The following is a 19,171-nucleotide window of genomic DNA, read 5'->3' as shown; positions in this document are numbered from 1 at the left end:
TCGTGTGTTCAGAATCCTCACCATAAATCCCGGTTCTACATCCACAAAGCTGTCCATATTCGAAGACGAAAGAATGGTGAAGATGCAAAATTTCAGTCATTCACCGGATGAACTCGGCAGATTCCAGAGAATCCTGGATCAGCTCGAATTCAGAGAAAAGATAGTGAGACAGTTCGTCGAAGAAACTGGATACAGTCTGAGTTCTTTTTCCGCTTTTGTCAGCCGGGGAGGGCTCCTCGATCCCATACCCGGAGGAGTGTACCTGGTGGACGACCTGATGATAGAAACCCTGAAATCAGCAAAAAACGGAGAGCACGCTTCAAATCTGGGAGTGATCATAGCCCACAGATTCTCGGCTGAAACGGGTGTGCCTGCTTACGTGGTAGATCCCGTCGTTGTCGATGAAATGGAAGATGTTGCACGTGTCAGCGGACATCCAAACTATCAGAGAAAATCCATATTTCACGCTTTGAACCAGAAGGCCGTCGCAAAAGAAGTTGCCAGGATGGTGAATAAAAGATACGAAGAGATGAACCTCGTTGTGGCTCACATGGGTGGAGGCATCTCAATCGCCGCACACAGAAAGGGAAGGGTGATCGACGTGAACAACGCTCTGGACGGGGACGGACCGTTCACACCTGAGAGAAGCGGAACGCTGCCTCTGACACAGCTTGTTGACCTTTGTTTCAGCGGGAAATTCACTTACGAAGAGATGAAGAAGCGTATCGTGGGAAACGGTGGACTCGTGGCGTATCTTGGAACCAGCGATGCCAGAGAGGTGGTCAGAAGAATCAAACAGGGTGATGAGTGGGCGAAGAGGGTTTACAGAGCGATGGCCTATCAGATAGCCAAGTGGATCGGTAAGATGGCAGCCGTTTTGAAAGGTGAGGTTGATTTCATAGTTCTCACAGGTGGTCTGGCTCATGAAAAAGAGTTTCTGGTCCCATGGATCACCGAAAGGGTGAGTTTCATAGCACCGGTGCTTGTCTTTCCAGGAAGCAACGAGGAGAAAGCACTTGCTCTTTCGGCACTGCGGGTGCTGAGAGGTGAAGAAAAGCCAAAAAATTATTCTGAAGAATCTCGAAGGTGGAGAGAAAGGTATGATTCGTATCTTGATGGGATCTTACGGTAGCGGGAAAACGGAAATATCGATCAATCTGGCCTTAAAACTGAAGAGTTCGGGGAAGGACGTATCACTGGTCGATCTGGATGTGGTAACACCTTATTTCAGATTGAGAGACCTGAAGAAAGAGTTAGAAGAAATCGGAATCCACGTTGTGACAGTGGAGGACAACCTCAGATACAGCGACTTGCCGATCATACCAAAGAACACAGACTGGCTGTCCAGTGAAGAAGCCGTCATCGACACAGGAGGAGAAAGTGGGGCAAAAGCGGTAGGAGCCCTAAGACACCTCATGAATGGAAAAGACACTCACACGTATTTTATCGTAAATGTCTTCAGACCGTTCTGTGAACGTCCGGAAGATATCATCGAAAACTTGGAGAAGATATCCACTCTTTCCAGGATGAAGATCGATTTCCTGATAAACAATTCCAATCTTGGAGACATGACCACATCAGAAGCTGTTCTCGAAGGGGAGCGAATAGTTTCAGAAGTTTCCAGGAAAACAGGGATAAAGGTTCTTTTCACCGTGGTCCCAGAAGAGCTGATCGATCTTCCTGAGACTGAATATCCTCTTTTCATCATCAGAAGATTCATGAAAAGAAAACTGGGAATCGGGGGGATGAGAACATGAGAGGCTACATAACGATAGATTCAGAAAGGTGCAAGGGTTGCGGTCTGTGCATCTCCGTGTGTCCTGCAAAGGTGATCGAGTTCTCCCACAGATACAACTCGAAAGGTTATCACCCCGCTGTGTACAAGGGAGATGGTTGCATAGCCTGCGGGTTCTGCTATCTCACGTGCCCGGATGTTTGTATAACCGTGTTCAGAGAGGTTCAGAAGAAAGTCAACGTGAAGGTTTGAGGAGTGATGTTTATGAAAAAACTCATGATGAAAGGAAACGAAGCGATAGCAGAATCTGCGATAAGAGCGGGTTGCAGATTGTACTTTGCCTATCCAATCACTCCCCAGAGCGAAATAGCGGAATACATGGCGAGAAGACTTCCTGAAGTAGGAGGGGTTTTCCTTCAGACCGAAAGTGAAATAGCAACGGTCAACATGGTTTATGGAGCAGCTTGCACCGGAAAACGTGTTATGACATCTACATCTTCTCCTGGTTTCAGCCTGATGCAGGAGGGGATCTCATACATTGCAGGCGCAGAGCTTCCCTGCGTTTTTGTCAACGTGGTACGTGGAGGTCCTGGACTTGGAAACATCCAGCCTTCTCAGGGTGATTATTTTCAAGCGGTGAAAGGAGGAGGCCACGGGGATTACAGACTGATCGTTCTTGCACCATCAACACTTCAGGAAGCTGTAGATCTGACCCAGCTGGCTTTTGATCTCGCTGACAGATACAGAAATCCCGTTCTCATACTGGCGGATGGAATGATCGGCCAGATGATGGAACCCGTTGAGCTACCGGAGATGAGAGATTTGTCCACCCTTCCGGATCATTCGGATTGGGCGCTTCGAGGTGCCAGAAACAGAGAGCCACACAGAATAGCCGCTTTCAACATAGATCCTGTCGGTCTTGAGAAAATGAACAAGCGCTTACAGGAAAAGTACAGGCTGATAGAAGCGTCAGAGCAGCGATGGGAAGAGTACAGGGTGGACGGTGCAGAGTATCTGATGGTTGGCTACGGTACGATAGGAAGAATCCTCAAGAGCGTTGTGGACTCTCTGAGAGAAGAAGGAATACCGGCTGGCCTGTTCAGACCTGTGACACTCTGGCCTTTCCCGAAAAGAAGGCTCAAAGAACTGGCCAAAAAAGTGCAACTCATCTTCGTTGTGGAAATGAGTTCCGGACAGATGGTCGAAGACGTTCAGATTTCGGTAGAAGGGAAAGTGCCGGTACACTTCTACGGACGCATGGGAGGAGTTGTTCCAACACCCGAAGAAATACTGTTTGCTTTCAAGGAGGTGAGGAAATGGAAGTGATATTCAAAAGACCGAAAGCCTTGAGTGATAGAGAATTCACTTACTGTCCAGGATGCCACCATGGAATAATACACAGGCTGATAGCAGAAGTGATAGATGAGCTGGGCATTCAGGAAAAAACCATAATGGTTGCCCCCGTTGGATGCTCTGTTTTCGCTTACGAATTTTTCGATGTGGATGGGACAGTGGCTCCGCACGGTAGAGCACTCGCAGTAGCAACCGGTATAAAAAGAGCACTCCCGGACAGGATAGTCTTCACCTATCAGGGGGATGGAGATCTCGCGGCCATTGGAATTGCAGAGACAATCCACGCGGCGAACCGTGGAGAAAAGTTGACAACGATATTTGTCAACAACGCGGTGTACGGTATGACGGGTGGACAGATGGCACCCACCACCCTTTTGGGGCAGAAAACCACCACGACCCCATATGGCAGAACCGCAGCAAATGACGGATATCCTCTTCACGTTTCCGAAGCTTTGAGTACTATCGATGGAGTTGCTTACCTTGAACGTACAACGGTGAGTACCACAAAGGATATTCTGAACACAAAAAAAGCCATAAAGAAAGCTTTTCTCGCACAGATAAAGGGACTGGGATTCGGAATGGTGGAAGTGCTCAGCACCTGTCCCACAAACTGGGGGATGAGTCCAGTTGAAGCTCAGAACTGGCTTCTGGAGAACATGGTAAAGGAATTTCCACCGAAAGTTTTTGTTGACAAGGTGGGCGATTGATATGGCGTATCACGCGATAATAATAGCCGGTTTTGGCGGTCAGGGAATCATGCTCACAGGCCAAATAATTGCCGCAGCTGCCGTTATAGAAGGGAAAAACTCCACCTGGCTTCCTTCGTACGGTCCCGAAATGAGAGGAGGCACCGCCAACTGCACTGTGATCGTGGATGAAAAACCAATCACTTCCCCCGTTGTCGATCATCCCACGGAAGTAATAGCGATGAACTTTCCCTCCATGATGAAATTCGGAGCAAAACTCAGATCTGGTGGTTTGCTCTTGGTCAATTCTTCTGTTGTTGAACAGATCATAGAAAGGAACGATATAGAAACGATTGAAATACCAGCGAACGAAATAGCGGAAGAAGCAGGAAGCGTGAAAGCCGCAAACATGGTGATGCTCGGAGCCTTTCTGGAACTAACAAGAACAGTGAGCTTTGAAGCTGTAGAAGAAGTACTCAGAGAGAAACTTTCAAAAACCAAGGAAGATCTTCTCAAAATCGATCTGATCGCTATAAAAAAGGGCAGGGAATTCATCGGTAGTTTGCACCACAAATCCTCTTGACAACCCGTGACTTTTCTGAGAAAATAGTATTCGGTTCAGGGGACGTGGTGCAGCCTGGTTAGCATGCCGGTCTGTCACACCGGTGGTCGCGGGTTCAAATCCCGTCGTCCCCGCCAGAAAGAAAAAAGGGGCTCAAAGCCCCTTTTTCTTTTTTATCTCTTCCCTGATTCTGAACAGCTCATCCCTCAAGGCCGCTGCGTCTTCATATCTGAGCTCACTCGCAGCCCGATACATTTCCTCTTCGAGAACGGCCATGTACTCCTCCGGAGAGAGCGTTTTCTTCATCTCAAAGATGTTTTTCACAGTGTCTCCGTACCTCTCAGGCTCTTCTTTCACCATGAACTGTTCGAACACTTCTATCTCCAGAGGCTTTATCACAGAACGTGGAGTGATCCCGTGTTTTTTATTGTACTCGAGCTGAATTCTCCTTCTTCTGTTCGTTTCTTCGATAGCTCTCTTCATCGCGTTTGTTATCCTGTCGGCGTACATGATGACCTTCCCGTTGATGTTCCTTGCGGTTCTCCCTATGATCTGGATGAGCGTTGTTTCAGATCGAAGGAAGCCTTCCACGTCCGCGTCCATGATCGCTACCAGTGACACCTCGGGAAGATCGAGACCCTCCCTCAGAAGGTTCACACCAACGACCACGTCCACGTCTCCCCGCCTCAGTTTCTTCAAAACCTCAACCCTCTCTATGGCGTCCAGTTCGGAGTGAAGATAGAGCGATCTTATTCCAAGTTCCGTCAGATGTTCACTCAAAAGCTCTGCCGTTTTTTTGGTGAGCACCGTAACAAGGGCTCTTTCCCCTCTTTCTTTCACTTTCACGATCTCGTTCACAAGATCATCCACTTGCCCCGCGGTGGGACGTACCTCCACCTCTGGATCCACGAGTCCTGTGGGTCTAATGATCTGCTCGACGACCTGTTCAGAGATCGAGAGTTCGAAGTCTCCCGGCGTAGCGGAAACAAAGATGATCTGGCCTGTTTTTTTCAAAAATTCTTCGAAAGTCAGCGGTCTGTTGTCGTAAGCGGAAGGTAGACGAAAACCGTATTCAACCAGATTTTTCTTTCTGGATCTGTCTCCGTTGTACATGGCCCTGAGTTGAGGAACCGTGATGTGTGACTCGTCTATGAAAACGATGAAATCTTTATCGAAATAATCGAGAAGAGTGTACGGAGGCTCTCCCGGCTTTCTTCCATCGAAGTGCCTGGAGTAGTTCTCTATTCCAGGACAGTATCCCATGGTCTCCAGCAGCTCTATGTCGTTCAGAGTTCTCTGCTTCAAGCGTTCGTACTCGAGGATCTTTCCCTGTTTTTTGAGCTCTGAGAGTCTTTCGTTAAGCTCCTCCCTTATTGATTCGACGGCTCTTTTGAGTTTCTCCTCCGTTGTGATAAATTCAACGGCGGGATAGATGATGATCTTGTCAAGGTGCTCCAGTGTGGTGCGATTGAATCTGTCTATCAACGTTATCGAGTCCACTTCGTCTCCGAAGAATTCGATCCTGATCCCTTCATCCTGATACGTCGGGTAGATCTCCACCGTGTCTCCCTTCAGCCTGAAACATCCAGAAAGAGACACATCCTCCGTTCTCTGATAGCCTATCCTTGCCAGTCTTTCCGCGAGTTCCAGAACGTCTATTCTATCTCCAACAGCGAGATTTATGTTCATCCTATCGAAATCGTTCGGGTCTCCCGTGGCGTAAATACACGAAACACTCGCAACTACCACCACATCGCGACGAGTTCTCACAGATTTCAACGTGGACATTCTCATTCGCACGATCACATCGTTGATGTCAGCGTTCTTCTCTATGTAAAGATCTTTTGTTGGAATGTAGGCCTCCGGTTGATAGTAATCGTAGTAACTTATGAAGAACTCCACTCGATTTTCCGGGAAGAACGCTTTGAACTCCTGATAAAGCTGGGCGGCGAGCGTCTTGTTCGGTGAGATCACAAGGGCGGGTCTGTTCACGCGCGCTATCACGTTGGCCATGGTGAAAGTCTTTCCGCTCCCCGTAACACCGAGGAGCGTTTGAAATCTCATTCCTCTGTTCAAACCTTCCACAAGTTTCTCTATAGCCTGCGGCTGGTCACCTGTTGGCTCAAATTCACTCACCAGCTTGAACACAATTTTTTCCTCCTAGAAAACTTTTTAACATATCTATAATGGTAGAATCTCAATAGATGTGAATACTTCTTGCCACTATTATGACCCATTTGCGGGAGGTGAGGTTTAACGATGGAAAGGTTTCCCTATGAAAAGCTTCCAGAAAGCGAACTCAAAGAGTTGAAAGAACTCGGAAGGCTCTGCCGTGGCGACATACTGAAAATGACCTACATAGCTGACTCAGGCCATCCTGGAGGCTCCATGTCTTCGATCGATCTTTATCTTACCGTCTTCAAGTACGCAAAACTCAGACCCGTCGATGATCCCGCAAGAGACAGAATCGTGATCAGCCACGGTCACACTTCTCCGGGGGTTTACGCAGCTATGGCTCGTTTAGGATTTGTCGAGCTCGATGAAGTCCTCACGGGATTCAGGCACCACGCTTCCGTTTTTGAAGGACACGTGACCCGAGGTGTTGGGATCATCGACTGGACAACCGGAAACCTCGGTCAGGGTCTTTCAGCCGGACTCGGTTTTGCCCTCGCATCCAGGTTCACAGGAAAAGATTACCACGTCTTTGTTCTCATGAGTGACGCAGAACAGGCAAAAGGACAGGTGGCGGAGGCAAGAAGAGTGGCGAAAAAGTACGGTGTCACGAATCTCACGGTGATCATCGACTACAACGACGCCCAGATCAGCGGCCGTGCCAGAGACGTCATGCCCGTGAACATAAAGGAAAACTACTTAGCGGACGGCTGGAGGGTCATCGAGATCGACGGACACGACTACGAACAGATCTATCTCGCACTGAAAGAAGCGGTAGAAGACGAACTGAATCCCGTTGCCATACTCGCTAAAACGGTCATGGGAAAAGGCGTATCCTTCATGGAAAACGAGGTTAAATACCATGGAAAGCCCCTGAACAGAGAAGAACTCGAAAAGGCCCTCGCTGAACTCGGCATCGAAAACGATGTGGATGTGTACATCGAAAAAAGAAAACAACTTCCAATGGAAAAGCACAAGAAAGTTTACAAGACTTACCCGATCAAGATCGACACGGGAGAGCCCATCACCTACACCTCACCGACCGACAACAGAGGTGCGTTCGGAAAAGCCCTTCTGGATCTGGTGAAGAAGAACGCGAACAATCCAGAAGCCACTCCCATCGTCGCTGTGGACTGCGACCTGAAGGGATCGGTCAAACTCGATCTGCTCGACAAAGAGTTCCCTGAGAGACTCTTGGAAGTGGGTGTTCAAGAACACAACGCCGCCGCTATGGCTGGGGCACTCTCCGCAGAGGGTGTTATCACGTTCTTCGCTGATTTTGGTGTTTTTGGAATTTCTGAAACCTACAACCAGCACAGGTTGAACGCCATCAATGGAACGAACCTCAAAGTCGTTGTCACACACTGTGGACTCAACGTGGGAGAGGACGGAAAGACTCACCACGGAATCGACTACGTTTCCGGGCCGATGAACTGGTACGGTTTCAAAGTGATCGTCCCCGGTGATCCCAACCAAACAGACAGAGCTGTGAGGTACGCCGCGAAGGAGTACGGAAACTTTGTGATCGCCATGGGAAGGTCGAAGCTTCCCATCATCCTCGATGAAAACGGGAAACCTTTCTTCGGAGAGGGTTACACCTTCGAATACGGAAAGATCGATGTCGTTAGAAACGGAGACGACGCGGTGATAATAACTTACGGTTCCACACTCTGTGAAGCCGTAAGCGCTGCAGACGAACTCAAGAAAGAAGGAGTAAACGTAGCAGTTCTGAACGTCTCCTGTCCGGTGGATCTCGATATAGAGACCTTGAAGATGGTCGATGGAAAACCCGTTCTCGTTGTGGAAGATCACAACGTTTTCACCGGGCTTGGAAGTTACCTCGGAACCACCCTTCTTGAAAACGGCATCATCCCGAAGAAGTACGTGAGAGTAGGTGTTCCAGAGTTCGCTGTGTCCGGCAGTTACGAAATGCTCTACAAATTATATGGTCTGGATAAGGAAGGAATAATTTCCAGACTCAGAGAAATGCTCTGAAAAAATCGATTATGATAAAATTCTACGAGGGGAGAAAATCCCCTCGTAGATTTTGTTGTAAGGAGGTGTTCACATGATAGAAGTGGGTGACCTGAAAAAGGGTATGTTCATCATCTACGATGGAGAAATATACAGAGTCCTCGAGGCGAGCAAACACTTCATGGGAAGAGGGAGCGGACTCATCAGGACAAAACTCAAGAACGTGAAAACAGGACTCGTAAGGGAAGTGAACTTTCCAAGCGGTGATAAGGTACCGGAAGCAGAACTCTCTTTCAGAAAAGCCCAGTATCTTTACAGAGACGGAGATCACTATTATTTCATGACACTTGATGACTACGAGCAGTACGCTCTCAGTGAAGAGGAAATAGGCGATGCAAAATACTACCTGGTCGAAAACATGGAAGTGGACCTTGTATTTCACGAAGGAACACCCATAGGAATCGAGCTTCCAACCACCGTTGAACTGACAGTGGTAGAGACAGAACCTTCCTTCAAAGGTGATACTGTTTCCGGGGGAGGAAAACCAGCAGTCCTCGAAACTGGACTGAAGATCACTGTACCTTACTTTATCGAAGTTGGTGATAAAATAAAAGTTGATACGAGAACAGGGGAGTACGTTGGAAGAGCATAAAAAGGGGGGATCCTCATGGCGGAAGAATACAAGAACATCGAAATATCCGACGGAGTGATAAAAGAAATCGCAATCAGAAGCATCGAAGAGTTTTTGGGGGATGTGAGTTCAAAGGTTATCAAGAAGATCAGGAAGAGCCTCGATGTTACCAGAAACCCCGATGACAGCCTTGTGATCGAGTTCAAAATCGATGTACCCTACGGTGAGTCGATTCCGGAATACGTTTCCAAACTCACCGAAAAAGTCAAACACGACGTCGAAATGATGACATCCATGAAAGTGGAATCCATCAACGTCACGGTGGAGAACGTCTTTGAGAAAGAAGAGGAGCTGGAAGAAGAACCAGAAGAAATCAAGGAGGATGAAGAAAAGAAAGAATAAATCTGGAAAGGAGATCCAGACATGAAAACACCGAGGCGAAGAATGAGGCTTGCTGTCTTCAAAGCCCTGTTTCAGCATGAATTCAGAAGAGACGAAGATCTTGAACAAATTCTCGAGGAAATTCTGGATGAAACCTACGATAAAAAGGCAAAGGAAGATGCCAGGCGCTACATAAGAGGTATAAAAGAAAACCTTCCCATGATAGACAATCTCATTTCCCGATACCTAGAAAAGTGGTCTTTAAACCGACTATCAGCTGTGGACAGAAACGTTCTGAGACTCGCCACTTATGAACTGCTCTTCGAAAAGGACATCCCCATAGAAGTGACCATCGATGAAGCCATAGAAATAGCCAAGAGATACGGCACGGAGAACAGTGGAAAATTCGTCAACGGAATACTGGACAGAATCGCCAAAGAACACGCTCCAAAAGAAAAATTCGAACTTTGAAGGTGATAATTTTGAAACCGATCAAAGAGATCGCCGATCAGTTGGGATTGAAAGACGACGTTCTCTATCCTTACGGCCACTACATAGCGAAGATAGACCACAGATTCTTGAAAAGCCTTGAAAATCGTGAAGATGGGAAACTGATCCTCGTAACGGCAGTTACTCCTACCCCTGCAGGTGAAGGAAAAACTACCACCAGCATAGGACTTTCCATGTCTCTGAACAGAATCGGTAAGAAATCGATAGTTACTCTGAGAGAGCCTTCCCTCGGCCCCACCCTTGGATTGAAAGGCGGTGCAACAGGAGGTGGCAGGTCGAGGGTTCTTCCTTCTGATGAGATAAACCTTCATTTCACCGGAGACATGCACGCCGTGGCCTCCGCCCACAATCTGCTGGCGGCCGTTCTGGATTCGCACATAAAACACGGCAACGAGCTCAAGATAGACATAACAAGAGTATTTTGGAAGCGAACCATGGACATGAACGACCGTGCTTTGAGAAGCATAGTGATCGGTCTTGGAGGCTCAGCGAACGGATTTCCAAGAGAAGACAGTTTCATCATCACGGCCGCTTCCGAAGTGATGGCCGTTCTTGCTCTGTCCGAGAACATGAAGGACCTGAAAGAAAGACTTGGAAAAATAATCGTAGCGCTCAACACTGACAGGAAAATCGTCAGGGTCTCTGATCTTAGAATTCAGGGGGCCATGGCCGTTCTTTTGAAAGATGCCATAAATCCCAACCTTGTTCAGACAACCGAAGGAACTCCAGCGCTCATACACTGCGGACCTTTCGCCAACATCGCGCACGGCACCAATTCCATCATAGCGACGAAGATGGCCATGAAGCTCTCCGAATACACGGTCACGGAAGCGGGTTTTGGAGCAGACCTCGGTGCCGAAAAATTCATCGACTTTGTTTCCCGTGTCGGTGGTTTTTATCCGAACGCGGCCGTTCTTGTGGCCACAGTACGAGCACTGAAATACCACGGTGGTGCGGACCTCAAAAACATACACGAGGAAAACCTGGAAGCCCTCAAAGAAGGATTCAAAAATCTCAGGGTACACTTGGAAAACCTGAGGAAATTCAATCTACCCGTCGTGGTAGCGCTGAACAGGTTCATCACGGACACAGAAAAGGAAATAGCCTACGTGGTGAAAGAGTGCGAAAAACTCGGTGTGAGGGTAGCAGTCAGTGAGGTTTTTGAAAAGGGCAGCGAAGGTGGTGTCGAACTCGCAAAAGCCGTGACAGAAGCTGTGAAGGACGTAAAACCGGTTTATCTCTACGAAATGAACGATCCTGTGGAAAAGAAGATAGAGATTCTCGCAAAGGAGATCTACAGAGCGGGAAGAGTGGAGTTTTCCGATACTGCAAAAAATGCCCTCAAATTCATTAAAAAACACGGTTTTGATGAGCTTCCCGTGATCGTTGCCAAAACTCCAAAGTCCATTTCCCACGATCCGTCTCTCAGAGGTGCACCCGAAGGATACACGTTCGTTGTCAGCGACCTCTTCGTTTCCGCCGGGGCAGGCTTTGTCGTTGCGCTTTCAGGAGACATAAATCTGATGCCCGGTCTTCCAGAAAGGCCGAACGCCCTGAACATGGACGTAGACGACAGCGGTAACATAGTAGGTGTTTCGTGAAGGAGGTCACACCGTGTGGATCGACTGTAGGACAATAGCTCGAAGTATAGAGGAAAGAACGAAAGAGAGAGTAGAAAAGCTCGGTTTCACTCCCAAACTGGTCAGCGTTGCGTGTACAGATGATCCATCGGCCCTTTCTTATCTGAAATCTCAGAGAAAAAAAGCTGAGAAACTCGGAATAGCCTTTGAAATACTGAACGTTTCTCCAGAGGAGATAGTTTCCACGCTGAAAAAACTCGGATCGGATGAAAGTGTGAATGGGGTTTTCGTTGCAAGGCCTTTTCCTCCAAGTTTTGACGAGAAAGAAATCCTTTCCTCAGTTCCCGTTGAAAAAGATGTTGAAGGTGTGAATCCTGCAAACCTCGGACTTCTTCTTTACGACGAAGAGATCTTTCCTCCATGCACGGCCGAAGCCGCTGTGAGAATACTCGAAAGAGAGACAAACCTTTCTGGGAAAAGAGTCACCGTTGTTGGAAGGAGTGTCACCGTTGGAAAGCCTCTCGCTTTGATGCTCTTGAAGAAGGGAAGGGACGCAACCGTCACGGTTTGTCACTCCAGAACGGTGAACCTCGAAGAGATAACAAAAAACAGTGACATCGTGGTGGTAGCCGTCGGTAGAGCACACTTTCTGAAGAAGAACATGGTAAAAGAAGGAGCTATCGTGATAGACGTGGGGATAAATTACGTGGACGGAAAACTCCAGGGAGATGTCGATCCATCGGTTGAAGAAATCGCCAGAGTGACTCCCGTTCCAGGGGGTGTGGGACAGGTAACAACCGCACTCCTGTTCGAACACGTTGTGAGAGCGGCGGAGAGACAAAGGAAATGAAAGATTACACTTATTCTGTCACAGAGATAAACGAGTACATAAAAGACCTGATAGAAGGAGATCCTTATCTCACCAACGTGAGCGTTTACGGTGAGATTTCCGGTGTGCGCCCCAGGAAGGGGCATATTTTTTTCTCTTTAGTCGAGGAAAACGCCAGGCTGGAGTGTGTGATATTCGGCGGAGACAACATGGGAATTCGCCTTCAGGAAGGTAGAATGGCCCTTGTTGAGGGAAGTGTCAGTGTTTACATTCCTCATGGAACCTACAGATTCATCTGCTCGAACGTGAGATACCTGGATCAAGCTGGTATGTATCAGATAAAGTTCGAAACCACCCTGAAGAAACTCCTTGAGGAAGGCCTCCTCTCCAGACCAAAGAAAACCGTTCCCAGATTTCCCAGGAAAATCGGCATCATCACCTCTCGAGACTCCGCCGCCCTGCAGGATGTGATAAGAACTGCCAGAGAAAGAAAGGCCCCAATCGAAATTTACGTCTTCCACACCTCCGTTCAGGGTGATTCTGCAAGAGAGGAGCTCATAAAAGCCCTGCGAAAAGCAAACGAATACGATCTCGATCTCGTTATGATCGTGAGAGGCGGTGGTTCCAAGGAGGACCTCTGGGGCTTCAACGAAGAGGATGTGATTCGTGAGATCCTCAAGCTTCGACATCCCGTTGTAACGGGGATAGGACACGAAATAGACCGTGTGATAGCGGACTTCGTGGCAGATGTATCGATGCACACCCCAACGGGTGCCGCCGAGTATGTGATACCGGATGCGAGTGAAATACACGAAGACCTTGATTCATTCCTCGAAAAGTTGATAGCTTCCCTGTCGAACAGATTCGATATGGAAGAGAGAAGATTGGAGACTCTTTATTTTCGCCTCAGAATGATCGGACGAAGAAAACTCGAGCTAAACGAATTTAAAATAGAAAGGGTCAAAGAATTGGCCGCAAAGTTGAGAAAGAAACTCATGGATTGTTTTGAACAAGATCAAGAGAAACTCGAAAGTCTCGGCAGAATGCTCGAAAGTTTGAACCCGTTGAGACCTCTCGAAAGAGGGTTCGTCCTGGTGAAAAAAGAAGGAGAGATCGTCAAAGAATCTTCCGATCTGAAACGAGGAGATGTAGTGTCGCTTGTTTTCAAGGATGGAACGAAGAAAGCGCAGGTGATAGGGTGAATTTCGAGGAAATGATGAAAGAACTGGAGGAAATCGTAAACAGACTGGAAAACGAGGATCTTCCACTCGAAGAATCCATCAAACTCTTTGAACGCGGAGTGGAGCTCTACAGAAAGTGCAAAGAGATTCTTCAGCAAAACAGGCTGAAGATCATAGACGTGATGAAAGAGCTGGAAGGTGAGATAGATGCTTCTGGACGAGATCAAGAGAATGAGCTACGATGAGCTGAAAAGACTGGCAGAAGACATCCGAAAGAAGATCACAGAAGTTGTCTTGAAGAACGGGGGACACCTCGCATCGAATCTCGGAACAATAGAATTGACCCTCGCCCTCTACAGGGTCTTCGACCCGAGGGAAGATGCTATTATCTGGGACACTGGCCACCAGGCTTACACACACAAAATTCTCACCGGTCGCGATGAACTGTTTCACACGATAAGAACCTTCGGCGGTCTCAGTGGTTTTGTGACGAGAAGAGAATCTCCACTCGACTGGTTTGGAACGGGCCACGCCGGAACCTCCATAGCCGCGGGCCTTGGTTTCGAAAAAGCATTCGAGCTGCTCGGAGAGAAAAGGCACGTTGTGGTCGTCATCGGTGATGGTGCACTCACCTCCGGCATGGCACTCGAGGCACTGAACCAGCTGAAGAATATCAACTCGAAGATGAAGATCATACTGAACGACAACGGCATGTCCATCTCGCCAAACGTAGGTGGGCTCGCCTATCACCTCTCAAAATTGAGAACCAGTCCAATCTACCTGAAAGGAAAAAAAGTCCTGAAGAAAGTTCTCGAAAAAACAGAGATCGGGTTCGAAGTCGAAGAAGAAATGAAGTATCTGAGAGACAGTCTCAAAGGAATGATACAGGGAACCAACTTCTTTGAATCCCTCGGTTTGAAATATTTTGGTCCTTTCGACGGTCACAACATAGAGTTACTGGAGAAAGTTTTCAAGCGGATCAGAGACTACGATTATTCATCGGTCGTCCACGTGGTAACCAAAAAAGGAAAAGGGTTCACCGCCGCGGAAAAAGATCCCACGAAGTACCACAGCGCTTCACCATCTGGAAAACCGAAAATGCTCTCCTACAGCGATCTGCTGGGACACACCCTCTCAGGAATAGCGAGAGAAGACAAGAAAATCGTCGCCATAACGGCTGCGATGGCCGACGGAACAGGACTTTCCATATTCCAGAGAGAACATCCCGATCGCTTCTTCGATCTTGGAATAACAGAGCAGACCTGCGTAACCTTTGGAGCCGCTCTCGGTCTTCACGGAATGAAGCCTGTGGTCGCCATATACTCCACCTTCCTGCAGAGAGCGTACGATCAGATCATTCACGATGTGGCTTTGCAGAACGCTCCCGTTCTCTTTGCGATCGACAGATCCGGTGTGGTGGGAGAAGACGGTCCCACACACCACGGCTTGTTCGACATGAATTACCTGCTTTCAGTCCCGAACATGAAGATCATTTCTCCGTCTTCTCCTGAGGAGTTCGTGAGTTCACTGTACACCGTTCTAAAGCACCTCGATGGTCCCGTTGCCATTCGCTATCCCAAAGAGTCCTTCTACGGTGAAGTCGAATTCTTCTTGGAGAACATGAAAGAGATCGACCTTGGCTGGAAGATATTGAAGAGAGGAAGGGAAGCCGCGATAATAGCGACCGGCACCATTTTGAACGAAGTTTTGAAGATACCTCTCGATGTGACTGTGGTGAACGCTCTCACGGTGAAACCGCTGGACACGACCGTTTTAAAAGAAATCGCCAGGGAACACGATCTCATTATCACCGTTGAAGAAGCCATGAAAATCGGTGGTTTTGGATCCTTCGTTGCTCAGAGACTTCAAGAAATGGGATGGCAGGGAAAGATCGTTAATTTAGGTGTCGAAGATATCTTCGTTCCCCATGGGAGTAGAAAGGAACTTCTCAGCATGCTGGGGCTGGATTCGGAGGGACTCACAAAAACTGTGCTAACATATATTAAGGCCAGAAGTAGGGAGGGGAAAGTATGAGGATCATGCTGGAAAATGGGGAACTCGAAATCACACTCAACGCACTGAAAAAAATCGTGTACTTTGCAACTCTGGAGAGTTATGGAACGGTAGGGCTGGGAGATTCTCGTTCCTTCTTTGAGAGGATCTTTGGAGGAGACAGGGGCATTAAAATCGAGGAACTGGAAGATTCTTCCCTCAACGTTGATGTGTACATCGAAGTGGAATACGGAGTGAACATCAGGGAAGTCGCCAAGAACATAGCGGACAACGTGGCTCACAAGCTGAAGACTCTTGCGGGTTGTGAGAAGCTGAACATAACAGTCCATGTGGTAGGTATCAGGTGAAACGGAGGTAGAGACCTTGAAAAAGATCACAGGCAGATTTCTCAAAATCATCATAAAGAAGGCAACTGAAAATCTATTAAAACACAGAGATGAAATAAACGCCCTGAACGTGTTCCCTGTTCCAGACGGAGACACGGGGTCCAACATGTGTTCCACCATGCTGGAAGCGTGCAAGTACATAGACAACGTTAAAAGCGATGATCTCGTTGAGGTATGGAAAGCCGTAAAAGAAGGTGCACTGATGGGAGCCCGGGGAAACTCCGGGGTGATACTGTCTCAGATTCTGAGGGGAATGGCAGACGCTTCTCCGAGAGAGTACATCACACCAGCGGATTTCGTAAAAATGATCTCAAACGCCAGAAAAGTCGCTTACAGCGCCGTCATGAGACCTGTTGAAGGAACGATGCTGACGGTTGTGAAAGTTCTGGATGAACAGCTACAAAACAAGAATTTTGAAACTTTCGAGGAACTCTTCGACTGGATTGTCGAAACAGCGAGAGACACTGTGAACAGAACTCCACACATGCTTCAAAAACTCAGAGAAGCCGGTGTAGTGGATGCCGGTGCAAAGGGCCTCTATTACATATTCGAAGGCATGAGGGACGCCGTAAAGGGAAACATACAGGTTAATCTGGAAGAGGTGGAACAGGCTTCCGTTGAAGAGCTCCAGAGAATGGCCTTTGAAGAGATAACGAACCGCTACTGCACGGAAGTGGCAGTCAAAAGGAACCAGGTGGTTGAAAAAAGCGAACTCGAAGCTTTCCTCAGCGAGATCGGTGACTCTGTTGTCCTCGTCGAGCAGGATGACCTGATAAAACTGCACGTTCACACGAATCATCCGGGTCAAGTACTGGAAAAAGTCATCGAATTCGGAGAAATAGTAAAGGTGAAAATAGACAACATGAAGCTTCAACACGAACACGTGATTTCTACACAGCCCACAAAGAAAATCGGGGTTGTCGCTGTTTCCCCTGGAAAGGGTATCTCAGATATACTGAAGAGCCTCGGAGTGGACGTGATAGTGCCCGGCGGTCAGACTATGAATCCCAGCTTTGCCGATCTGAAAGCAGCCGTGGAACAGACACATGCCAAGAATGTCTTTTTGTTCCCAAACAACGCAAACGTCCTTCTCACAGCAAAGCAAGTAGCGGAAGCGTTCGACGATAGAAGAGTGATCGTTGTTCCAACTTCCTTTGTTCAAGAGTGTGTGGCTGCCATGGTGGAGTACGATCCCGACGCGGAACCTGAAGACCTTCTAAAGAGGTTTGAAGAAGCTATCTCCCAGTGTGTTCCCATCTCCGTTACAAGGGCAGTGAGAGATTCCAGATACGGAAACAGACGAATAAGGAAAGGCGAGTATCTGCTGTTTGTCAGAAAGGAACTCGTGTCCCACGGGTTCAGCCTCGTGAAGGTCTTGAAAGAAGCCCTGGAAAAGGAAAACGCACACGAAAAAGAGATTCTGACGGTTTTTCTGGGAGACAATTACAGAAAACCAGAACTCGAAAATATTCAAAAACTCATAGGAGAAGAATTTCCAAATCTCGATCTTGAAATCTACGAAGGAAAACAGCCCCACTATCCTTATTTGATGCTTCTACAATGAGAGGTGGAAATATAAAGGCAATCGTCTATCTTCCGCTGGCTCCAGAAAAAGCGAAACAGAATAATCTTCCAGTGAAACTCCCTGTCCTCGCTGAAGATCTCCCGAAGGTACTGGAAGAAGATAGGATACCCCTCGATGTCATATTGAGGGGTCTGGAAGCCCAATACGAGATCACAAAGGATGAATACTACAGATCCTATTATGTGTTCTTCCTCTACGAGAAATTCAAACAGCTCCTGCGCGAAGGAAAGCTCGACGAAGCCGAGAAAATTCTGGAAAAAGCCAAGGAAGTTCAGTACGACTACCGCTATCATTTCTACCGTGGACTTCTCCTGAAACACAGAGGAGAGCTTGGAGAAGCAGAAATCGAAATGAGGCTCGCCATTTCGATGAACGACCGTTTCGCACCAGCATATTTTGAACTCGCAGGCATACTCAAAGAGAAAAATGAGATCGAAGACAGTCTTCTCTTCTACGAAAAAGCCTACGAAGTCAACAAAGAGTTTCTCTTACCACTCCTCAAGAAAGGAGATCTCCTTCTGGAAGAAGGAAGACTCGAAGAAGCGATCGAAGAATACAGGAGAATCCTTGAGAAAGACTCCAATTTTGTTGAAGTTTACGAAAGACTGGGAGTTATCTACAATCAGCTCCAACGATTCAAAGAAGCAGAGAAGTTCTTCAAAAAGGCTCTGGAAATAGAACGAAAAGATCATGTGGAGTACAATCTCTCTTACACTCTCATAAAACTCGGAAAGCTCTTCGAAGCTCTCGAAATCTTAAAGAGACTTTATGAAAAAAACCCTGATGATCCCATGGTAGCCAACGAATACGGGCTCCTCCTCAAAACACTCGGGCTGTACGAAGAAGCCCTCGAGGTCTTTGAGGATGCTTACCGCAGGCATAAAGAAGAGGAGATTCTGAAGTACAACTATGGAACGATCCTGCTTCACTTTGAGAAGGAGAAAGCCATATCCATCCTCTCGGAAATCTCAGGTGAGCTGAAAGATAGAGCCGAATTCATGATCTCACTCGCAGAAAAGGATGTGGTGATCCCCTCTTACGAGGAATTCGAATGGCTGAAAGATTACTTTTTCGAGGGCACCATCGATGTTGTTGCCCTTTCGGAAGAAATCGATTCAGAAGACGAGGATGTGAAAAGGCGAATAGAGAAACTCAGAGAAGGGGAATTTCCGTTTTACGATACAACACTGGACTTTTCAGAAATGCTCGAAGTGATCCTCGGTATCATGTTCGAATCCCCCGATATCTTCAAAATGGAAGAAAACGCCGTGAAATTCGTCTCCGCGTTCTACGGTAGCTCTGTGATGATCGCCTCCACAATCGTTTTGACGAGAACTTTCCAGTATTTTCTCGCTGAAGAAGAACCTACCATGGAGGAACTTTTGAGAGAACTGGTCGCGGAGACCCAGGATGTGAACTGGAAATTTTCTCTGAGGCTCGCCAGATTTAGGCACGCAGACAGGTTTGATTTCAACAGGCTCTCGGATCTTGTAATCGCGTTTCTGCAATCCATAGAGCAGGGAACACCCGTATCGGATGACGAAAGGTTAAAATATCTACTGGAGAAACTGACTTCTCAGAAGGAGGGATAGA

The 19,171-nt window shown here is 47.6% G+C and carries 19 protein-coding genes and 1 tRNA gene; 19 read left to right on the top strand and 1 reads right to left on the bottom strand.

All coding sequences use genetic code 11. From position 1 onward, the window contains the following. Positions 1-4 precede the first annotated feature (4 nt). The 7 genes from buk to TRQ2_RS05470 all read left to right on the top strand — a co-directional run bounded on the left by buk (position 5) and on the right by TRQ2_RS05470 (position 4,473). Positions 5-1,132 (top strand): butyrate kinase, encoded by a 1,128-nt coding sequence (gene buk, locus TRQ2_RS05500; protein ID WP_012310921.1) that lies wholly within the window; start codon positions 5-7, stop codon positions 1,130-1,132. Beyond that, a complete protein-coding gene (locus tag TRQ2_RS05495; protein ID WP_012310920.1) occupies positions 1,101-1,757 on the top strand; it encodes a hypothetical protein in 657 nt (218 codons plus the stop codon). The genes buk and TRQ2_RS05495 overlap by 32 nt, the downstream gene beginning before the upstream one ends. Next, positions 1,754-1,987, top strand: coding sequence for a ferredoxin family protein (locus TRQ2_RS05490; protein WP_012310919.1), 234 nt, complete (start codon positions 1,754-1,756; stop codon positions 1,985-1,987). The genes TRQ2_RS05495 and TRQ2_RS05490 overlap by 4 nt, the downstream gene beginning before the upstream one ends. 12 nt (positions 1,988-1,999) lie before the next feature. After that, positions 2,000-3,061: a 3-methyl-2-oxobutanoate dehydrogenase subunit VorB gene (locus TRQ2_RS05485; protein ID WP_012310918.1), complete on the top strand. Its 1,062-nt coding sequence runs from the start codon at positions 2,000-2,002 to the stop codon at positions 3,059-3,061. Beyond that, the gene (locus tag TRQ2_RS05480; RefSeq protein ID WP_011943594.1) at positions 3,052-3,795 is read left to right on the top strand and encodes a thiamine pyrophosphate-dependent enzyme; all 744 of its coding nucleotides are present in this window, start codon (positions 3,052-3,054) and stop codon (positions 3,793-3,795) included. Before TRQ2_RS05485 ends, TRQ2_RS05480 begins: the two co-directional genes overlap by 10 nt. A gap of 1 nt (position 3,796) precedes the next feature. Next, a complete protein-coding gene (locus TRQ2_RS05475; RefSeq protein WP_012310917.1) occupies positions 3,797-4,357 on the top strand; it encodes a 2-oxoacid:acceptor oxidoreductase family protein in 561 nt (186 codons plus the stop codon). 38 nt (positions 4,358-4,395) lie between these two features. Continuing rightward, positions 4,396-4,473: transfer RNA gene (locus TRQ2_RS05470), tRNA-Asp, on the top strand. A 16-nt stretch (positions 4,474-4,489) separates the two neighbouring features. Here TRQ2_RS05470 and uvrB read toward each other — a convergent pair. After that, entirely contained in the window at positions 4,490-6,484 is a 1,995-nt protein-coding gene (gene uvrB / locus TRQ2_RS05465) for an excinuclease ABC subunit UvrB (protein ID WP_011943596.1), read from the bottom strand. 111 nt (positions 6,485-6,595) lie between these two features. Here uvrB and TRQ2_RS05460 point away from each other — a divergent pair, with 111 nt between their 5' ends. The 12 genes from TRQ2_RS05460 (at position 6,596) to TRQ2_RS05405 (ending at position 19,170) form a co-directional block, all read left to right on the top strand. Then, positions 6,596-8,503, top strand: coding sequence for a transketolase (locus TRQ2_RS05460; RefSeq protein WP_011943597.1), 1,908 nt, complete (start codon positions 6,596-6,598; stop codon positions 8,501-8,503). A gap of 73 nt (positions 8,504-8,576) precedes the next feature. Next, on the top strand, positions 8,577-9,134 hold the full coding sequence (gene efp, locus TRQ2_RS05455) for an elongation factor P (protein ID WP_011943598.1): 558 nt from the start codon (positions 8,577-8,579) through the stop codon (positions 9,132-9,134). Positions 9,135-9,149: 15 nt separating this feature from the next. Then, positions 9,150-9,515: an Asp23/Gls24 family envelope stress response protein gene (locus TRQ2_RS05450; protein ID WP_011943599.1), complete on the top strand. Its 366-nt coding sequence runs from the start codon at positions 9,150-9,152 to the stop codon at positions 9,513-9,515. Between the two features lie 21 nt (positions 9,516-9,536). Beyond that, the gene (gene nusB / locus TRQ2_RS05445; protein WP_012310916.1) at positions 9,537-9,965 is read left to right on the top strand and encodes a transcription antitermination factor NusB; all 429 of its coding nucleotides are present in this window, start codon (positions 9,537-9,539) and stop codon (positions 9,963-9,965) included. Between the two features lie 11 nt (positions 9,966-9,976). Further along, a complete protein-coding gene (locus TRQ2_RS05440; protein ID WP_012310915.1) occupies positions 9,977-11,605 on the top strand; it encodes a formate--tetrahydrofolate ligase in 1,629 nt (542 codons plus the stop codon). A 13-nt stretch (positions 11,606-11,618) separates the two neighbouring features. Then, positions 11,619-12,434, top strand: coding sequence for a bifunctional 5,10-methylenetetrahydrofolate dehydrogenase/5,10-methenyltetrahydrofolate cyclohydrolase (locus TRQ2_RS05435; RefSeq protein WP_012310914.1), 816 nt, complete (start codon positions 11,619-11,621; stop codon positions 12,432-12,434). Beyond that, positions 12,431-13,615 (top strand): exodeoxyribonuclease VII large subunit, encoded by a 1,185-nt coding sequence (gene xseA, locus TRQ2_RS05430; protein WP_012310913.1) that lies wholly within the window; start codon positions 12,431-12,433, stop codon positions 13,613-13,615. Before TRQ2_RS05435 ends, xseA begins: the two co-directional genes overlap by 4 nt. Further along, positions 13,612-13,839, top strand: coding sequence for an exodeoxyribonuclease VII small subunit (locus TRQ2_RS05425; protein ID WP_008194462.1), 228 nt, complete (start codon positions 13,612-13,614; stop codon positions 13,837-13,839). Before xseA ends, TRQ2_RS05425 begins: the two co-directional genes overlap by 4 nt. Further along, positions 13,802-15,628 (top strand): 1-deoxy-D-xylulose-5-phosphate synthase, encoded by a 1,827-nt coding sequence (gene dxs / locus TRQ2_RS05420; RefSeq protein WP_012310912.1) that lies wholly within the window; start codon positions 13,802-13,804, stop codon positions 15,626-15,628. Before TRQ2_RS05425 ends, dxs begins: the two co-directional genes overlap by 38 nt. Continuing rightward, positions 15,625-15,954, top strand: a complete 330-nt coding sequence (locus tag TRQ2_RS05415; RefSeq protein ID WP_004082317.1) for an Asp23/Gls24 family envelope stress response protein — start codon at positions 15,625-15,627, stop codon at positions 15,952-15,954. The genes dxs and TRQ2_RS05415 overlap by 4 nt, the downstream gene beginning before the upstream one ends. A gap of 16 nt (positions 15,955-15,970) precedes the next feature. Then, entirely contained in the window at positions 15,971-17,557 is a 1,587-nt protein-coding gene (locus TRQ2_RS05410; protein WP_012310911.1) for a DAK2 domain-containing protein, read from the top strand. Further along, positions 17,554-19,170 (top strand): tetratricopeptide repeat protein, encoded by a 1,617-nt coding sequence (locus TRQ2_RS05405; protein ID WP_012310910.1) that lies wholly within the window; start codon positions 17,554-17,556, stop codon positions 19,168-19,170. The genes TRQ2_RS05410 and TRQ2_RS05405 overlap by 4 nt, the downstream gene beginning before the upstream one ends. Position 19,171 lies beyond the last annotated feature (1 nt).

It is taken from the genome of Thermotoga sp. RQ2 (assembly GCF_000019625.1).
Taxonomy (GTDB): Bacteria; Thermotogota; Thermotogae; order Thermotogales; family Thermotogaceae; genus Thermotoga; species Thermotoga maritima.
Note: the sequence above shows the minus strand (reverse complement) of the source record. Positions and strands in the feature narration are given on the sequence as shown.